General features: G+C 59.3%; 22 protein-coding genes and 1 pseudogene. 8 read left to right on the forward strand and 15 right to left on the reverse strand.

Annotation, left to right across the window (positions count from 1 at the left end):
* Window positions 1-141: 141 nt before the first annotated feature.
* On the forward strand, window positions 142-1,650 hold the full coding sequence (gene mqo, locus P5706_RS27925) for a malate dehydrogenase (quinone) (RefSeq protein ID WP_285683381.1): 1,509 nt from the start codon (window positions 142-144) through the stop codon (window positions 1,648-1,650).
* Window positions 1,651-1,742: 92 nt separating this feature from the next.
* On the opposite strand, the gene P5706_RS27930 is transcribed toward mqo, so the two are convergent.
* The 4 genes from P5706_RS27930 to P5706_RS27945 form a co-directional block, all read right to left on the reverse strand.
* Window positions 1,743-2,030, reverse strand: coding sequence for a PA4642 family protein (locus P5706_RS27930; RefSeq protein ID WP_065930292.1), 288 nt, complete (start codon window positions 2,028-2,030; stop codon window positions 1,743-1,745).
* A gap of 190 nt (window positions 2,031-2,220) precedes the next feature.
* Complete coding sequence (locus tag P5706_RS27935; RefSeq protein ID WP_285683384.1) at window positions 2,221-2,706, reverse strand: hypothetical protein; 486 nt, start codon at window positions 2,704-2,706, stop codon at window positions 2,221-2,223.
* A gap of 35 nt (window positions 2,707-2,741) precedes the next feature.
* On the reverse strand, window positions 2,742-3,209 hold the full coding sequence (locus P5706_RS27940; RefSeq protein WP_285683386.1) for a WbuC family cupin fold metalloprotein: 468 nt from the start codon (window positions 3,207-3,209) through the stop codon (window positions 2,742-2,744).
* 3 nt (window positions 3,210-3,212) lie between these two features.
* On the reverse strand, window positions 3,213-3,770 hold the full coding sequence (locus P5706_RS27945; protein ID WP_003216150.1) for a hypoxanthine-guanine phosphoribosyltransferase: 558 nt from the start codon (window positions 3,768-3,770) through the stop codon (window positions 3,213-3,215).
* Window positions 3,771-3,934: 164 nt separating this feature from the next.
* On the opposite strand from P5706_RS27945, the gene upp reads away from it, so the two are divergent.
* Window positions 3,935-4,573 (forward strand): uracil phosphoribosyltransferase, encoded by a 639-nt coding sequence (gene upp / locus P5706_RS27950; protein ID WP_017138223.1) that lies wholly within the window; start codon window positions 3,935-3,937, stop codon window positions 4,571-4,573.
* Between the two features lie 2 nt (window positions 4,574-4,575).
* Window positions 4,576-5,850: a uracil-xanthine permease family protein gene (locus P5706_RS27955; protein WP_285683390.1), complete on the forward strand. Its 1,275-nt coding sequence runs from the start codon at window positions 4,576-4,578 to the stop codon at window positions 5,848-5,850.
* A 131-nt stretch (window positions 5,851-5,981) separates the two neighbouring features.
* Here the strand turns inward: P5706_RS27955 and hisC are convergent, their stop codons facing one another.
* The 11 genes and pseudogenes from hisC to P5706_RS28005 all read right to left on the reverse strand — a co-directional run bounded on the left by hisC (window position 5,982) and on the right by P5706_RS28005 (window position 14,034).
* Window positions 5,982-7,034 carry a histidinol-phosphate transaminase gene (gene hisC / locus P5706_RS27960; RefSeq protein WP_200430810.1) on the reverse strand — a complete coding sequence of 351 codons (1,053 nt, stop codon included), beginning with the start codon at window positions 7,032-7,034 and terminating at the stop codon, window positions 5,982-5,984.
* Window positions 7,035-7,037: 3 nt separating this feature from the next.
* A complete protein-coding gene (gene hisD, locus P5706_RS27965) occupies window positions 7,038-8,357 on the reverse strand; it encodes a histidinol dehydrogenase (RefSeq protein WP_200430809.1) in 1,320 nt (439 codons plus the stop codon).
* Between the two features lie 127 nt (window positions 8,358-8,484).
* On the reverse strand, window positions 8,485-9,120 hold the full coding sequence (hisG, locus tag P5706_RS27970) for an ATP phosphoribosyltransferase (protein ID WP_003188599.1): 636 nt from the start codon (window positions 9,118-9,120) through the stop codon (window positions 8,485-8,487).
* 112 nt (window positions 9,121-9,232) lie between these two features.
* Window positions 9,233-9,331, reverse strand: a pseudogene (locus tag P5706_RS37290) (N-acetyltransferase); the annotation flags it as partial.
* Between the two features lie 25 nt (window positions 9,332-9,356).
* Window positions 9,357-10,622, reverse strand: coding sequence for a UDP-N-acetylglucosamine 1-carboxyvinyltransferase (gene murA, locus P5706_RS27975; RefSeq protein WP_017138227.1), 1,266 nt, complete (start codon window positions 10,620-10,622; stop codon window positions 9,357-9,359).
* 23 nt (window positions 10,623-10,645) lie between these two features.
* Entirely contained in the window at window positions 10,646-10,885 is a 240-nt protein-coding gene (locus P5706_RS27980) for a BolA family protein (protein ID WP_285683395.1), read from the reverse strand.
* Between the two features lie 114 nt (window positions 10,886-10,999).
* Window positions 11,000-11,305, reverse strand: a complete 306-nt coding sequence (locus tag P5706_RS27985; RefSeq protein ID WP_285683398.1) for an STAS domain-containing protein — start codon at window positions 11,303-11,305, stop codon at window positions 11,000-11,002.
* A complete protein-coding gene (locus P5706_RS27990; protein ID WP_138816826.1) occupies window positions 11,302-11,949 on the reverse strand; it encodes an MlaC/ttg2D family ABC transporter substrate-binding protein in 648 nt (215 codons plus the stop codon). The genes P5706_RS27985 and P5706_RS27990 overlap by 4 nt, the downstream gene beginning before the upstream one ends.
* A gap of 11 nt (window positions 11,950-11,960) precedes the next feature.
* Entirely contained in the window at window positions 11,961-12,428 is a 468-nt protein-coding gene (mlaD, locus tag P5706_RS27995; protein WP_005784855.1) for an outer membrane lipid asymmetry maintenance protein MlaD, read from the reverse strand.
* Complete coding sequence (mlaE, locus tag P5706_RS28000; RefSeq protein WP_017138231.1) at window positions 12,428-13,225, reverse strand: lipid asymmetry maintenance ABC transporter permease subunit MlaE; 798 nt, start codon at window positions 13,223-13,225, stop codon at window positions 12,428-12,430. The genes mlaD and mlaE overlap by 1 nt, the downstream gene beginning before the upstream one ends.
* Window positions 13,225-14,034, reverse strand: a complete 810-nt coding sequence (locus tag P5706_RS28005; RefSeq protein WP_005784851.1) for an ATP-binding cassette domain-containing protein — start codon at window positions 14,032-14,034, stop codon at window positions 13,225-13,227. The genes mlaE and P5706_RS28005 overlap by 1 nt, the downstream gene beginning before the upstream one ends.
* Before the next feature lie 287 nt (window positions 14,035-14,321).
* Between P5706_RS28005 and P5706_RS28010 the strand changes: the two genes are divergently transcribed.
* The 5 genes from P5706_RS28010 to lptB are packed head-to-tail and all read left to right on the forward strand — an operon-like array spanning window position 14,322 to window position 17,686.
* The gene (locus P5706_RS28010; RefSeq protein WP_285683404.1) at window positions 14,322-15,296 is read left to right on the forward strand and encodes a KpsF/GutQ family sugar-phosphate isomerase; all 975 of its coding nucleotides are present in this window, start codon (window positions 14,322-14,324) and stop codon (window positions 15,294-15,296) included.
* A complete protein-coding gene (locus tag P5706_RS28015; RefSeq protein ID WP_200430806.1) occupies window positions 15,297-15,821 on the forward strand; it encodes a KdsC family phosphatase in 525 nt (174 codons plus the stop codon).
* Window positions 15,822-15,829: 8 nt separating this feature from the next.
* Window positions 15,830-16,402, forward strand: a complete 573-nt coding sequence (gene lptC / locus P5706_RS28020; protein WP_200430805.1) for an LPS export ABC transporter periplasmic protein LptC — start codon at window positions 15,830-15,832, stop codon at window positions 16,400-16,402.
* Window positions 16,389-16,961, forward strand: coding sequence for a lipopolysaccharide transport periplasmic protein LptA (gene lptA / locus P5706_RS28025; protein WP_099548390.1), 573 nt, complete (start codon window positions 16,389-16,391; stop codon window positions 16,959-16,961). The genes lptC and lptA overlap by 14 nt, the downstream gene beginning before the upstream one ends.
* Window positions 16,961-17,686, forward strand: a complete 726-nt coding sequence (gene lptB, locus P5706_RS28030; protein WP_016974288.1) for an LPS export ABC transporter ATP-binding protein — start codon at window positions 16,961-16,963, stop codon at window positions 17,684-17,686. Before lptA ends, lptB begins: the two co-directional genes overlap by 1 nt.
* Window positions 17,687-17,692: the final 6 nt, after the last annotated feature.

The following is a 17,692-nucleotide window of genomic DNA, read 5'->3' on the forward strand; positions in this document are numbered from 1 at the left end:
GCGTGTGCTGAAGTTGCAAAGAATTGCGAAACGGACATGGCGATCCTGGCCATGGGTAACCTGGGGCAACACGTGAACCGCCCCGTCACTCCTGGCAGCCATGCCGTCAATTTGGTGCTGCAGATTTTGGAGACGCGTTAAATGGCGCATAACGAAGCAGTCGACGTAGTACTGGTAGGGGCCGGCATCATGAGTGCCACCCTGGCCGTATTGCTCAAAGAGCTCGACCCCGGCCTCAAGCTGGAAGTCGTTGAGCTGATGGATTCGGGTGCCGCGGAGAGTTCCAACCCGTGGAACAACGCCGGCACCGGCCACGCCGGGCTGTGTGAGCTGAACTACACGCCGCAGGCCGGCGACGGCTCCATCGACATCAAGAAAGCCGTGCACATCAATACCCAGTTCGAGGTGTCGAAGCAGTTCTGGGCGTACCTGACCAAAAAGGGCACCTTTGGCTCGTCCAAGTCCTTTATCAGCCCGGTGCCGCACCTGAGCTTCGTGCAAGGCGACAAAGGCGTGTCGTTCCTCAAGAAGCGCTTTGAAACCCTCAGCCAGCATCACGCGTTTTCGGACATGCATTACACCGAAGACCGCAATGAGATGGCCGAGTGGATGCCGCTGATGATGCCGGGCCGCCCGCTCGACGAAAAAATCGCAGCCACCCGCGTGATGAACGGCACCGACGTCAATTTCGGCGCCCTGACCAATCAACTGCTGTCGCACCTGACCAGCGCACCGGATGCCCAGGTCAAGTACAGCAAGCGTGTTACCGGCCTCAAGCGCAATGGCGCAGGCTGGACCGTGAGCATCAAGGACGTCAACAGCGGCAACAGCCGCGAAGTCGAGGCCAAGTTCGTGTTCCTCGGCGCCGGTGGCGCAGCCCTGCCGCTGCTGCAAGCTTCGGGCATCGAAGAGAGCAAAGGCTTTGGTGGCTTCCCGGTCAGTGGCCAGTGGCTGCGTTGCGACAACCCGGAAGTGGTCAAGCACCACCAGGCCAAGGTCTACAGCCAGGCCGCCGTGGGCTCGCCGCCGATGTCGGTGCCGCACTTGGACACCCGCGTGGTCGACGGCAAGAAATCCCTGCTGTTCGGGCCATACGCCGGCTTTACCACCAAGTTCCTCAAGCACGGCTCGTTCCTCGACCTGCCGCTGTCGGTTCGCGCCGGTAATATCGGCCCGATGCTGGCGGTCGCTCGCGACAACATGGACCTGACCAAGTACCTGGTCAGCGAAGTGATGCAGTCCATGGAGCAGCGCCTGGAATCCCTGCGCCGCTTCTACCCGGAAGCCAAAGCCGAAGACTGGCGCCTGGAAGTGGCCGGCCAACGGGTGCAGATCATCAAGAAAGACCCGAAAAAAGGTGGCGTGCTGCAATTTGGCACCGAGCTGGTCGCGGCCAAAGACGGCTCGCTGGCCGCCCTGTTGGGCGCGTCCCCAGGCGCTTCGGTGACGGTTTCGATCATGCTGGAACTGATCGAGCGTTGCTTCCCGGCCAAGGCTGCCGGTGAGTGGGCCGCCAAGCTGCACGAGATCTTCCCGGCCCGGGAAAAAGTGCTGGAGACGGATGCTGAGCTGTATCGCAAGATCAATGCGCAGAACAACATCAGCCTGGAACTGGTTGAGCAAAGCAACGAGGCAGAAAGCTTCGCTTGAGGTCTTGACGCGGAGCGTCAGTGGAGGCATTCCCACGCAGAGCGTGGGAACGATCAAACGCCCCTCGGGGCGTTTTTTTGTGGCCGGAATAATCAGCCGCGAGCGTTTTCGATCAGCTCGATGTACTCAGGTGCGTTGCGCTGGTCCTTGATCAGCTCGACGAAGGTCTGGCCATGCTCGTCCTTGCCGTCCAGGTCCAGGCCTGCTTCCTTGAAAAAGCCCAGGAAGCGCTCGAAGTCGTCGATACGCAGGCCACGGTAGGCCTTGATCAGCTTGTGCAGGGACGGTGAAGTCGCGTCAACCGGCTCAAAATCCAGGAACAACTTGATCTGGTCGTCGCCGATCTCGTCACCAATCACCTGTTTCTTATCTTTACGCATTACCGACTCCAGCCTGCAGACATTTACACGGGAGAGGAAGTCTACCTGCCAGACACCGACTTCGAAAACAACCAAACACACATGTGGGAGCTGGCTTGCCTGCGATGGCGGCGCATCAGTGACCGTTGGGCCAACTGAACCGCCGCCATCGCAGGCAAGCCAACTCCCACATTGACTGCATTCGGCTTAATTACTTTGCGCGAACGGCACCGGTATGCAGGTCCGCCCAGATATGCCCATTGGCATAACTGAGGAACTGCACATACACCGTGTCATTGCGCAGAAGGTCGACAATCACGCGGTACTGGGCCACCGGATAGGACAGCGTGAGCGTTTTGCTGGCGTCATCGAACACCGGCTTTTTCAGGCTTTTGCTTTCGGCGTCAAAATTGAGCACCACCTGGGCGATGGTTGCGCCTTTGTTCAAGGGTTTGCCCTTGAGGCGGATCATCAACGGCGAGGTCACCGGGATGGGTTGTTGCGTCGACTGCCGCTGATTTCCCACCACCACCGCATATTCGGTGATTTGCAGCAGTTGCTGCTGGTCGGGCGTTTCGGCGCGCAGGGTCAGGTCATCGGGCGGCAGGAACTGGCTGTGCATCGGCGCGGGCGCGGCAGCCAGTGGCAAACTGAGAGTCAACGCCAGGGCGGCGCAGGTGCGTGTCAACAGGCTCATGGGCCGCTCCGTAGAGGATGGCCGAGCACTGTAGCTCAATCGAACTGGGCGAGCATCCAGCGTTGGTATTCGGCCACGCCGGCCTCGCCTTCGCGCGGCGCCCAGTCGGGTGACTCGCCCTCGCCTATCGGTCGATACGGCCCGGCCTTGCATTCAAACATCACGCTGTCGGGCTCGAGCACCACCAGGCCATGAAACACGCCTGGCGGCAGATCGACGCCTGCGCACTCGCCGCCCGCCTGCAAAATGCGCTTGGCAATCACCTCACCGGTGTCGCTGAACACCAGTACGCCGAGGCTGCCCTTGAGCACCAACAGGGTTTCCGCCTTGTCGGCGCTCAGGTGTCGATGCGGCGGCACATAGGTGTCAGGTTGCAGGCCTACGGCCAGGCGATGGCAAGGTTCTTCCATCTGATGGAAGTTGTGATGGTGCCGGCCACGGGGGCTGGCGGCCGCTTTCTCGGCCAATTCAGCGAACAATGTCTGATCAAGAAAGCGCGCCATGGCTTACATCCCTTTAACCGCGTAGATGCCATTGGCGTTACGCCAGTAGCCTTTGTAGTCCATGCCGTAGCCGAAAATATAACGATCGATGCACGGCAGGCCGACGTAATCGGCTTTGAGGTCCGGGCGGGCTTTGCGGTCGTGGTCTTTGTCGATCAGCACCGCGGTGTGCACTTTGCGCGCACCGGCGTGTTTGCAGAAGTCGATGATCGCGCCCAGGGTGTGACCTTCATCGAGGATGTCGTCGATGATCAGCACGTCGCGGTCGATGAACGACACTTCCGGCTTGGCTTTCCAGAACAGGTCGCCGCCGCTGGTCTCGTTGCGATAACGGGTGGCGTGCAGGTAGGAGGCTTCCAGCGGGAATTGCAGATGAGTCAGCAATTTGCCGGCGAAAATCAGGCCGCCGTTCATCACGCAGAAGACCACCGGGTTGGTGTCGGCCATTTCGCGGCTGATGTGTGCGCCGACCTTGGCGATCGCTTCTTCGACTTGCGCTTCGGTGTACAGGCAGTCAGCCTCGCGCATGATTTGACGGATATGCTCGAGATCAGCGGACATGGCGCTCTCCAAGGGGGTGCTGTGGCAAGAAAAGCGGGCAAAGGTACGCATGTGAGGCGCAACGATCAAGCCTTAATGGACTAACGTACTAGATGTCTATAGGACAACACCCTCGGATAGATTAATCTAGGCCGGTTTTTTTGCCCGCCGCCGGAGCCTTTCCCATGCCCACTCGCGAGATCCGCCACCCGCTGATCCGACACAAACTCGGCCTTATGCGCCGTGCCGACATTAGCACGAAGAATTTCCGTGAGCTTGCTCAGGAAGTCGGAGCGCTGCTGACTTATGAAGCGACCAAGGATTTGCCGCTGGAAACCTACGAGATCCCCGGTTGGGCCGGTCCCGTACAAGTGGAGAAAATCGCCGGTAAGAAAATCACCGTAGTGCCTATCCTGCGCGCCGGTATCGGCATGCTCGAAGGCGTGCTCAGCCTGATCCCGGGCGCCAAAGTCAGCGCCGTGGGCGTGGCCCGCAATGAAGAAACCTTGCAGGCGCACACCTACCTGGAAAAACTCGTCCCGGAAATCAACGAGCGCCTGGCAATGATCATCGACCCGATGCTCGCCACCGGCAGCTCCATGGTTGCCACCATCGACCTGCTGAAAAAAGCCGGCTGCAAAGACATCCGCGCCATGGTGCTGGTGGCCGCGCCCGAAGGCATCGCTGCCGTCGAAAAGGCTCACCCGGACGTGCAGATCTACACCGCCTCCATCGACGAGCGCTTGAACGAACATGGCTACATCATCCCAGGCCTGGGCGATGCCGGTGACAAGATCTTCGGCACCAAGCAGAAGGACGCGTAAGCATGCAGGATGAATTCAACGACCCGCTTTGGCGCCAGATCCTGTCTGGCGCACAGATGCTTTTTGTAGCATTTGGCGCGCTGGTGTTGATGCCGCTGATCACAGGTCTTGATCCAAACGTCGCACTGTTCACCGCAGGCCTGGGCACATTGCTGTTCCAGGTGGTGACAGGGCGGCAGGTGCCGGTATTCCTGGCATCGAGCTTTGCGTTTATCACCCCGATCATTCTCGCCAAGGGCCAGTTCGGCCTTGCGGCGACCATGGGCGGGGTGATGGCGGCCGGTTTCGTTTATACCTTTTTGGGCCTGGCCGTGAAGGTCAAAGGCACTGGGTTCATCGACCGCTTGCTGCCGCCAGTGGTGATTGGCCCGGTGATCATTTCCATCGGCCTGGCCATGGCGCCGATTGCCGCCAATATGGCGATGGGCAAAGCCGGTGATGGCAGTGAACTGATCCACTACCAGACAGCAATGCTGATTTCGATGCCGGCGCTGCTGACCACCCTGATCGTGGCGGTATTCGGCAAAGGCATTTTCCGCTTGGTGCCGATTATCTCCGGCGTACTGGTCGGCTTTGCCATGTCGTTCTACTTTCGTGTGGTCGACACGGCGAAGATCGCCGCCGCGCCGTGGTTCGCCCTGCCCCACTTCACCGCGCCGGAGTTCAACTGGCAGGCCATCCTGTTTATCGTCCCGGTGGCCCTGGCCCCGGCGATCGAACATATCGGCGGTGTGATTGCGGTAGGCAGCGTGACCGGTCGCGATTACCTGAAAAAGCCCGGCCTGCACCGCACCTTGCTGGGTGACGGGATTGCCACCACCGCTGCCGGCCTGTTCGGTGGCCCGCCAAATACCACTTACGCCGAAGTGACGGGCGCAGTGATGCTGACCAAGAACTACAACCCGAAAATCATGACCTGGGCGGCGGTGTTTGCCATCAGCCTGGCGTTTATCGGCAAGTTCGGCGCGCTGCTGCAAAGCATCCCGGTACCGGTGATGGGCGGGATTCTGTGCCTGCTGTTCGGCTCAATTGCGGCGGTGGGCATGAACACGCTGATCCGCCACAAGATCGACCTGGGCGAGGCGCGCAATCTGGTGATTGTGTCGGTGACCCTGGTATTCGGGATTGGCGGTGTACTGGTCGGCACCGGCACCGGCCCGGATGACTTTGGCCTCAAGGGCATCGCCCTGTGTGCGGTGGTAGCGATTGGTTTGAACCTGCTGCTGCCGGGCAATGATGGCTGGAAGAACAAGAAGCCGGATGAGCCGTTGATCTAACTGGCCCAGCGTAAAATAAGTGTGGGAGCTGGCTTGCCTGCGATAACGGTGTAACAGTCGACATATCCGTCGTTTGATACACCGCTATCGCAGGCAAGCCAGCTCCCACATTTTTTGCTCTTCAGTGTGGCTTAAAGCTCACCGAGGCCATCGATCAGCGCCTGGTTCTGCTCTGGCGTACCGATGCTGATCCGCAGGAACTGGGCAATCCGCTCCTGCTTGAAGTGCCGCACAATCACCCCTTGCTCACGCAGCTTTGCGGCCAAACCGGCAGCGTCGTGCCGTGGGTGACGCGCGAAGATGAAGTTGGCTGCTGACGGCAACACTTCAAAGCCCTTGCCCTCCAACTGCGCAACCACCGTGTTGCGGCTGTCGATCACCCACTGGCAAGTCTTCTCGAAATGCTCACGGTCCTCAAAAGCCGCCGCCGCCCCGACAATCGCCAGGCGATCCAGCGGGTAGGAGTTGAAGCTGTTCTTGACCCGCTCCAGCGCCTCGATCAGGTCCGGGTGGCCCACGGCCAGGCCCACACGCAAACCGGCCAGTGAGCGCGATTTGGACAGGGTCTGGGTCACCAGCAGGTTCGGGTAACGATCCACCAGGCTGATGGCGGTTTCGCCGCCGAAGTCGATATAGGCCTCATCCACCACCACCACTGAATCCGGGCTGGCCTTGAGGATCTGCTCCACCGCGTCCAGTGCCAGTACGCAGCCGGTCGGTGCGTTCGGGTTGGGGAAGATGATCCCGCCATTGGGCTTGGCGTAGTCGGCTACGCGAATCTGGAATTGCTCGTCCAATGGCACCGGGGCGGACTTGATGCCATACAGGCCGCAGTACACCGGGTAGAAGCTGTAGCTGATGTCCGGGAACAGCAGCGGCAAGTCGTGTTGGAACAGGCCGTGGAAGATGTGCGCCAGCACTTCGTCGGAACCGTTGCCGAGGAACACCTTGCTGGCATCGATCGCGTAATACTTGGCCACCGCCTGCTTGAGCAGGTCGCTGTTGGGGTCCGGGTACAAACGCAGGTTGTCATTCAACTCGGCCTGCATCGCCGCCAGCGCCTTGGGCGAAGGCCCGTAGGGGTTTTCATTGGTGTTGAGCTTGACCAGTTTGGTCAGCTTCGGTTGTTCACCAGGTACGTAAGGCACGAGGTCCTTGACGAAGGGGCTCCAGAATTTGCTCATGCCTTATTTCCCCTCTTCAAGGATGCGATATTCGGCGCTGCGTGCGTGGGCACTCAGCGATTCACCACGAGCCAGCACCGAGGCAGTCTTGCCCAGTTCGGAGGCGCCTTGTGGCGAGCAGAAGATAATCGACGAACGCTTCTGGAAGTCATACACCCCCAGCGGCGACGAGAAACGCGCGGTGCCGGACGTCGGCAGCACGTGGTTGGGGCCCGCGCAGTAGTCGCCCAGGGCTTCACTGGTGTGACGCCCCATGAAGATCGCACCAGCGTGGCGGATCGACGGCAGCCACGCTTGTGGGTCGGCTACGGACAATTCCAAGTGCTCCGGCGCAATGCGGTTGGCCACTTCGATGGCTTGCTCCATGTCGCGCACCAGAATCAATGCACCACGGCCATTGATCGACTTCTCGATGATCTCGGCGCGCTCCATGGTCGGCAGCAGCTTGTTGATGCTGGCAGCAACCTTGTCGAGGAACTCGGCGTCGGGGCTGACCAAAATTGCCTGGGCGTCCTCGTCGTGTTCGGCCTGGGAGAACAGGTCCATGGCGATCCAGTCCGGGTCGGTCTGGCCATCACACACCACGAGAATTTCCGAAGGGCCGGCGATCATGTCGATGCCGACCTGGCCAAACACGTGGCGCTTGGCGGTGGCGACATAGATGTTGCCAGGGCCAACCACCTTGTCGACCTTCGGCACGCTTTCGGTGCCGTAGGCCAAGGCCGCAACGGCTTGCGCGCCACCAATGGTGAACACGCGGTCAACACCGGCGATGCAGGCAGCGGCCAGCACCAGCTCGTTGATTTCACCACGGGGCGTCGGCACCACCATGACCACTTCGGTCACGCCTGCCACTTTGGCCGGGATGGCGTTCATCAACACCGATGACGGATACGAAGCCTTACCGCCCGGCACGTACAGACCGGCGCGGTCGAGTGGCGTGACCTTTTGGCCAAGCACAGTGCCGTCGGCTTCGGTATAGCTCCAGGAGTCCTGTTTCTGTTTTTCGTGGTAGCTGCGTACACGTGCCGCCGCAATTTCCAGGGCTTCTCGCTGAGGCGCGGTGATACGCGTCAGGGCCAGTTCCAGGCGTTCACGGGGCAGGATGAGGTCCGACATGGACGCCACGTCAAGGCCATCGAACTGGCGGGTGAAGTCCACCAGCGCCGCATCACCGCGCTCGCGCACGGCCTTGATGATGTCCAGCACTCGCTGGTTGACCGAGTCGTCGGACACGCTTTCCCAGCTCAGCAGATGATCCAGATGATGGGCGAAATCCGGGTCGGCAGCGTTGAGTCGGGCAATTGCAGTGGACGTGGTCATAGCGAGGGCCTCATAGGAATGGCAAAAATACTCAAGCGCCGAAAGTTAGCAGTCGATCCGCTTGGGCACCTGAGAATTCTGGCTATGAGGCGGATAGACGGGCGCGACCTAAGGCCGCGCGGGTGAGTCAACCGCGGTGTCGAGACTCCACTGCCTTGCGCAGGGTGTCGATCAACGCCTGGATACGGGCGTGTTGCATCTTCATCGAAGCCTTGTTGACGATCAGGCGAGAGCTGATGTCGGCAATGAAATCCTGGGGTTCGAGGCCGTTGGCACGCAGGGTGTTGCCGGTGTCGACCACGTCGATGATTTTGTCGGCCAGGCCGATCAGCGGCGCCAGCTCCATCGAGCCGTAGAGCTTGATGATGTCGACCTGACGGCCTTGCTCGGCATAGTAGCGCTTGGCGACGTTGACGAACTTGGTGGCCACGCGCAGGCGGCCTTTAGGCTCGACGTCACCGACACGGCCGGCGGTCATCAGCTTGCACAGGGCAATACGCAGGTCCAACGGCTCGTACAGGCCCTGGCCACCGTATTCCATCAGCACGTCTTTACCGGCAACACCGAGGTCGGCGGCGCCATGTTCAACGTAGGTTGGCACGTCGGTAGCCCGCACGATCAACAGGCGCACATCGTCCTGGGTCGTGGGGATGATCAGCTTGCGGCTCTTGTCCGGATTCTCGGTCGGCACGATGCCCGCTTCAGCCAGAAGCGGCAAAGTGTCGTCAAGGATGCGGCCCTTGGACAGTGCGATGGTCAACATGGGAAACGTCAGTCCTTCATCAGGCTATTGCTGCCCGGTCGCAAACGGCGCCAGACACAGATCGAGGCCATTACAGCCTCGATTTGAAACAAATTCAGCTAACAGCAAACACAGACCTGTGGCGAGGGAGCTTGCTCCCGCTGGACTGCGCAGCAGTCCCGTTGTTGGGGGCCGCTTCACGGCCCAGCGGGAGCAAGCTCCCTCGCCACAGGTGACGGTGTTTACAATTCCAGGAGCTAGCCCGGTACGCGGCGGATTTTAGCGCCGAGCATCTGCAGTTTTTCTTCGATGCACTCGTAACCACGGTCGATGTGGTAGATGCGGTCGATCAGGGTGTCGCCGTCTGCGCACAACGCCGAAATCACCAGGCTGGCCGAGGCACGCAGGTCGGTTGCCATGACTGGCGCGCCCTTGAGCTTATCGATGCCGGTAACGATGGCAGTGTTGCCTTCGACCTGGATCTTGGCGCCCATGCGGTGCAGTTCATACACGTGCATGAAGCGGTTTTCGAAGATGGTCTCGATCACTGCGCCAGTGCCTTCGGCAATCGCGTTCAAGGAAATGAACTGCGCCTGCATGTCGGTCGGGAACGCCGGATAAGGAGCCGTACGCACGTTCACGGCTTTTGGCCGCTTGCCGTGCATGTTCAGCTCGATCCAGTCTTCACCGGTAGTGATTTCAGCACCGGCTTCCTTGAGTTTTTCCAGCACGGCTTCCAGGATGGTCGGATCGGTGTCCTTGACCTTGACGCGGCCACCGGTAACGGCAGCGGCAACCAGGTAGGTGCCGGTCTCGATACGGTCCGGCATCACTTTGTAGGTGGCCGAGTGCAGACGCTTCACACCGTCGATAGTGATGGTGTCAGTGCCGGCGCCGGTGATGTTGGCACCCATGGCGATCAGGAAGTTGGCCAGGTCGACCACTTCAGGTTCGCGCGCAGCGTTTTGCAGCACACTGCGACCGTTCGCCAGGGCGGCAGCCATCATGATGTTCTCGGTACCGGTAACACTGACGGTATCAAAGAAGAAGTTGGCACCGCGCAAACCGCCTTCCGGCGCCTTGGCCTTGATGTAGCCGCCTTCGACGTCGATGACCGCGCCCATGGCTTCAAGGCCACGGATGTGCAGGTCGACAGGGCGCGAACCAATGGCGCAACCGCCAGGCAGTGCTACTTCAGCTTCGCCGAAACGGGCAACCATCGGGCCCAGCACCAGGATCGAGGCACGCATGGTTTTCACCAGTTCGTACGGAGCGATCAGGGTCTTGATGGTGCGCGGGTCGATTTCGACAGACAGCTTCTCGTCGATCACCGGCTCGATGCCCATGCGACCGAACAGCTCGATCATGGTGGTGATGTCGTGCAGGTGCGGCAAGTTGGCCACGGTTACCGGGCCATCACACAGCAGGGTCGCTGCCAGGATCGGCAAGGCGGAGTTTTTTGCACCGGAAATGCGGATCTCGCCATCAAGGCGGGCACCACCGGTAATAATCAATTTATCCATAAGAATCTCGACGCCTTGGGGGCTCAGGTACGCTCGGCCCAGGCCGCGCGGCTGAAAAATTTCATAGTGACCGCATGGATGCTGCCATCGGTAATCCACGGGCTCAAATGGTCATAGACCTGCCGCTGACGCTTGACCGGGCTCAATGCCACCAGTTCATCGCTAATCACGTTCAGCTGGAAATTGCAGCCTTCGCCTTCAACTTCTACGATCGTTTCCGGCAGCTTTCCTTCAAGGAAGCTTTTAACTTCTAGGGCCTGCATGCTCAACCTCTATCGGCGCCCAGTGCGCACGGGTCGCACATCATACAAAAAAGCCCCGCGCCTGCGAACCCCGCATAGCAGGACTCTGACGGGGGGCTTCTTTAATAATGTGTATTAAGGGTGCGCCAACAGCTCGGCAATACCGGAAACCTGAGCGATTTCACGCATGTCTTCGGGCAGTGAGCGGATGCTGACCGGCTTTTTGACCGCTTGCGCATCACGCATGAAGCACAGCAACAACGACAGACCAACGCTGCTGGACTTGGTAACCGCCGAGCAATCAAGCACCAGCGCTGGCGCATTACTGCCGTTGATCAGCGCCTGGCCCTGCTTGCGCAGCTCAGGCCCGGTGCGGTAGTCCAGCACGCCGCTGAGGAACAACTCGCCGGCGTCGCCAAGACGAACAGCCGACTCGGTCATTGCGCAGGCTTCCCGGCTTGTTTGTCGGTTTCTTCCTTGGCCTTGGCGACTTCACCGGCCCAACCATTGATGGTTTTGTCCAGGTTATTGCCATTACGCTGCATCGCATCAGCAAACTGATCGCGGAACAGCTTGCCAATGTTGATGCCATTGATGATCACGTTGCGCAGTTTCCACTCGCCGTTGACCTTCTCCAGCGTGTACTGAACCGGGTAAACCGCGCCGTTGTTGCCTTTGACGGTCATGTTGACGCTGGTGCGGTCACCCGACTCATCCCCGGCAGGAGCAACGGTAATGCCTTGGTTGTTGTACTCAAGCAGGGCATTGCCATAGAACTGGAACAGGCCCTTCTTGAAGTTTTCCTGGAAGGTCTGCATCTGCGCAGGCGTGGCCTTGCGCGAATACTTGACCGTCATGATGCTGCGGGAAATGCCTTCGGCATCGACCACAGGCCCCACGATGGTATTGAGCGCGTCGTAAAACTTGGTTGGGTCTTGCTTGTACTGCTCTTTGTTAGCAGTCAGGTCAGCCAACATCTTGTTGGTCGTGTCCTGCACCAGATCGTGCGCAGAACCCGCCGCATTGGCCATCAGCGGCAGTGCTGCCAGCAGCACCAGCAGGCCACGTCGCAAGGTAGAGATCATGAACAGATTCCTCATTTGGCGTCTTTATTGACCGTATTGAGCAGGAATTTACCGATCAAGTCTTCAAGCACCAACGACGACTGTGTGTCGTGGATTGTCGAACCATCCTTGAGCAGGGCTGTTTCCCCACCCACGCTGACGCCGATGTACTTTTCGCCCAGCAGCCCAGCAGTGAGGATAGATGCAGTAGAGTCAGTCGGCAGATTATCTACCTTCTTGTCGACTTGCATGGTCACCCGGCCAGTGAAGCTGTCGCGATCCAGATCGATTGCCGTGACCTTGCCGATGGTTACACCGGCCATGGTCACTTTAGCTCTGACCGTCAAACCGGCGATATTGTCGAAGTACGCGTAAAGTTTATAAGTATCGGCGGTGGGGCTGGCCGAAAGGCCACTGACCCGCAGGGCCAGCAACAGTAAAGCCAGGATGCCAGCCAGCAAGAAAAGGCCGACACCGATTTCCACAGTGCGGTTTTGCATCAGAAATCTCCAAACATCAAGGCGGTCAAAATGAAGTCAAGGCCCAGTACCGCCAGCGAGGCGTACACAACGGTCTTGGTGGTGGCGCGACTGATCCCTTCTGAAGTGGGCTCACAGTCATAGCCTTGGAATACGGCGATCCAGGTCACTACAAAGGCGAAAACGATGCTTTTGATGATGCCATTGAGCACGTCGCCGCTGAAGGTCACGCTGTTTTGCATGTTGCCCCAGTACGAGCCGTCATAGACGCCCAACCAGTCAACCGCCACCCACGAACCACCCCAGATGCCCACCACGCTGAAAATCATCGCCAGCAGCGGCAGGGATATGAAGCCGGCCCACAGGCGCGGGGCAACAATATATTTGAGCGGGTCCACGCCGATCATTTCCAGGCTGGACAACTGCTCGGTGGACTTCATGTTGCCGATTTCGGCGGTCAATGCAGAACCCGCGCGCCCGGCGAACAGCAAGGCAGTGACCACCGGCCCCAGTTCACGCAGCAGCGTCAGCGCAACCATCTGCCCTACCGCTTGCTCCGAACCGTAGCTGGAGAGGATATTGAACCCCTGCAACGCCAGCACCATGCCGATGAATATCCCGGACACCACGATGATGACCAGGGACATCACGCCCACCGAATGCAGCTGCCTCAACAACAGACCAAAACCGCCGCCAATGCCGCCACGCCCGAGCAGTGCGTGAAACAGGAAAATTGTCGAACGCCCCAGGACCTCGACCAAGTCGATGCCGGAGCGGCCGAAAAGGCGAACCTTCTCGAGTAAAGATGTCTTGCGCATCAGCGCTTCCCCAGAAGATCTGAGCGGTAGTCCGCTGCCGGAAAATGAAAAGGCACCGGGCCATCGGGATCGCCGGTCATGAATTGGCGAATGCGCGGGTTATCAGCGTTCATCAGTTCTTCAGGCGTACCCTGCCCCAGCACCTGGCCATCGCCGACCACATAAAGGTAGTCAGCAATGCTCGCGGTTTCGGCCAGGTCGTGGGAGACCACGATGCTGGTGATCCCCAGTGCATCGTTGAGCAAGCGGATCAGGCGCACCAGCACGCCCATGGCGATAGGGTCCTGGCCTACGAACGGCTCGTCATACATGAGGATCTGCGGATCGAGAGCAATAGCCCGCGCCAGCGCAACACGACGCTTCATGCCACCGGACAACTCGTCGGGCATCAGGTCGATGGCACCGCGCAGGCCAACGGCTTGCAGCTTGAGCAGCACAATGTCACGAATCATTTCATCGGACAGCTGGGTATGCACCCGCAGCGGAAACGCTACGTTTTCGAAAACGTCGAGGTCGGTGAACAGGGCACCGCTCTGGAACAACACGCCCATATGCTTGCGCGCATCGAACAGATCGCTGCGCGACAGCGTCGGCAGGTTCTGGCCGTTGACCCACACTTCACCGGCGCTGGGCCGCAATTGCATGCCCATCAGGCGCAACAGAGTGGTCTTGCCGCAACCGGAAGGCCCCATGATGCCCGTGACTTTACCGCGGGGAATGCGAATATCGACGTTATTGAAGATGCTGCGCGAACCGCGCTTGAAGGTAAGACCCTTCAGCTCGACCGCGTAGGCGTTATCGGCACTCATCTAATCTCCTTGGGATGCAGCCTTTCACTCAGACACCATGCTTGCGACTTTCGTTTGCAACAGATGCACAAAAGTTAGCGGCATGGGTTGGGCCGACCGAACTGGCGGCGAACTATATCACTGCTGGTACAGAGCCCCCAAGGCCGGAACTGCCCTTGTTCAGATTCGGGACAGGGAAAACACGTGACTGAGCATAAATCCCAGGCACCTGCAGAATAACTAGCGTGAGGGATTTGATCATTACCGCTATAATCGCCGACTTTTCGTCAGGCTATACGATTTCAGACATGAGCCAATCCAGCGACCTTATTCAATCCGCACAACGCACCATCCGCCTCGAGCTTGAAGCCGTAGAAGGTTTACTGGCCCATATCGACGCAGATTTCGTGCGCGCCTGCGAGATGATTCTGGCCAGCACGGGCCGCGTTGTGGTGGTCGGCATGGGCAAATCCGGCCACGTCGGCAACAAGATCGCCGCCACGCTGGCCAGCACCGGGACCACGGCGTTCTTCGTGCACCCGGCCGAAGCCAGCCATGGTGACATGGGCATGATCACCAAGGATGACATTATCCTGGCGCTGTCGAACTCCGGCACCACCAACGAAATCGTGACCTTGCTGCCCTTGATCAAGCGCCTGGGCATCAAGATGATCAGCCTCACGGGTAACCCGGAATCCACGCTGGCCAAGGCTGCCGAAGTCAATTTGAACGTGCATGTGGCCCACGAAGCCTGCCCACTCAACCTGGCACCGACCTCTTCCACCACCGCCGCCCTGGTCATGGGCGACGCCCTGGCCGTGGCGTTGCTGGAAGCCCGTGGTTTTACCGCAGAAGACTTCGCGTTTTCACACCCGGGCGGCGCGCTGGGTCGTCGCCTGCTGCTCAAAGTGGAAAACGTCATGCACTCGGGCGATGAACTGCCCCACGTGCAACGCGGCACCCTGCTCAAAGATGCGCTGATGGAAATGACCCGCAAGGGCCTGGGCATGACCGTGATCCTGGAAGCCGACGGGCGCCTGGCCGGAGTCTTCACCGACGGCGACCTGCGCCGCACCCTGGACCGCACCATCGATATCCACACTGCGACCATTGACGCGGTGATGACGCCCCACGGCAAGACCGCCCGCCCCGAGATGCTTGCAGCCGAAGCGCTGAAGATCATGGAAGACCATAAGATTGGCGCGCTGGTGGTGGTCAATAATGACGACCGCCCGATCGGCGCCCTGAACATGCACGACTTGTTGCGTGCGGGAGTGATGTAAATGACCGGCGACCTGCTGCAACGCGGTAAAAACATCAAACTGGCGATTTTTGACGTCGACGGTGTGCTGACCGATGGCCGTCTGTACTTCCTCGAAGATGGCAGCGAATTCAAGACTTTCAACACCCTCGACGGCCAGGGCATCAAAATGTTGATGGCCGCCGGTGTGCAAACGGCGATTATCAGTGGTCGAAAGACACCGGTTGTGGAACGCCGCGCACAAAACCTGGGGATTCCTCACCTGTATCAAGGCCGTGAGGATAAACTGGTGGTTCTGGACGAGCTTCTTGGCCAACTCAACCTAAGCTATGAGCAGGTTGCGTACCTGGGTGATGATCTGCCTGACCTGCCGGTCATTCGCCGAGTCGGCCTGGGCATGGCCGTCGCCAATGCGGCGGCATTTGTTCGTGAACACGCCCATGGCATCACTGCCGCACGTGGCGGCGAAGGTGCCGCCCGCGAGTTCTGCGAATTGATCCTGCGTGCCCAGGGCAGTCTTGAAGCGGCCCACGCCGCCTACTTATAGAGCGTTTTATGCTGAGCAAAAAGATTCGCAACTTCCTGTTATTCGGGGTCATCGCCGCGCTGTTCCTGGCGGTGGGCTACTGGAATATCAGCCCGGAGCGCTTTCTCGACAAGCCTGTAGCACAGGTTGACGAGAGCCTGATCGACAATTTCGCCACCAATGCCTATACGGTGCAGTTCATGCCTGACGGCAAGGTCCAATACGAGATGACCTCCGACAAGGTGGAGCACGTCAAAGCCTCCGACGTCAGCCTGCTGACCAACCCGGACCTGAACCTGTTCCGCGGCACCGACTTTCCGTGGCACGTCACCAGCAAACGTGGCGAGGTTAACGCGGACGGCACCCAGGTTGAGTTGATCGACTCGGTACGCGTTGCGCGCACCGATGAACAGAAGCGTGACACCATCATCACCAGCAGTCGCATGACCGTTTTCCCACAACAGCAATATGCGCAGACCGAGCAAGACGTTAGAATTGACGGCGCTGGCGGTGTATCGACTGGCAAGGGAATGAAAGCGTATTTGAAAGAAAGCAGGATACACCTGCTATCGAACGTAAGAGGACAGTATGAGGCTCGTTAAAACCCTCCCTATTTTGCTCGGTCTGGGCGCAGCACTGGGAAGCGTGAGCGCCTGGGCTCTGCCGAACGATAGCCAGCAACCGATCCATATCTCGGCTGACGATGCGCAGTTGGATGATAAACAAGGCGTCGCGACCTACACCGGTGGCGTGATCATCACCCAAGGCTCGATGAAGATTACCGGCAACACGGTAACGCTGACTCGCACCCCGGCTGGCGACATCGACGTGGTGACTTCGGTGGGCAACCTGGCTTACTTCGAACAGAAGCAGGCGGCGGCTGACCCAGCACCGATGAAGGGCTACGGCAAGACCATCCAGTATCACGCCCAGCAGAACCGCATTATCCTGATTGACCAGGCACGGGTTGTCAGTACTGACGGCAATACCACCGAAGGTGAAAAAATCACCTACGACACCGTCAAGCAGATCGCTACCGCCGGTCGCGCCAATGGCACAAAAATCGGCACACCGAAGCCGCGCATCGACATGGTTATCCAGCCGAAGCAGAAAGACGCTGCCGCCCCTGCGCCAAAACCCGCTGCGAAGAAGACGAACTGATGGCAACCCTGAAAGCCCAGCATCTGGCCAAAGCTTATAAAAGCCGTCAGGTCGTACGCGACGTCAGCCTGTCGATCGACAGCGGCCAGATCGTCGGCTTGCTCGGCCCCAACGGCGCCGGCAAGACCACCTGCTTCTATATGATTGTTGGCCTGGTCCAGGCGGATCAGGGCCGTGTATTGATTGACGACCTGGACGTAAGCCACCAGCCCATGCACGGTCGTGCACGCGCAGGTATCGGCTATCTTCCCCAGGAAGCATCGATCTTCCGCAAACTGTCGGTGTCCGACAACATCATGGCGATCCTCGAGACCCGCAAGGAACTCGACCGTGACGGCCGTCGCAAAGAGCTGGAAAGCCTGTTGCAGGAGTTCCATATCAACCACATTCGCGACAACCTCGGCATGAGCTTGTCCGGTGGTGAGCGTCGCCGCGTGGAAATCGCCCGCGCACTGGCTACCGCGCCGAAGTTCATCCTGCTGGACGAACCTTTTGCCGGTGTCGACCCGATCTCGGTCGGCGATATCAAGCAGATCATCCATCACCTCAAGGCCAAGGGCATCGGTGTATTGATCACCGACCACAACGTGCGTGAGACCCTCGATATCTGCGAGACCGCCTATATCGTCAACGATGGGCAACTGATTGCAGAAGGTGACTCCGCGACTATCCTGGCCAATGAACTGGTGAAGGAAGTGTACCTGGGTCACGAGTTCCGCCTGTAATCACGG

This window comes from Pseudomonas sp. ChxA (assembly GCF_030263855.1).
GTDB classification, from domain to species: domain Bacteria; phylum Pseudomonadota; class Gammaproteobacteria; order Pseudomonadales; family Pseudomonadaceae; genus Aquipseudomonas; species Aquipseudomonas fluorescens_CB.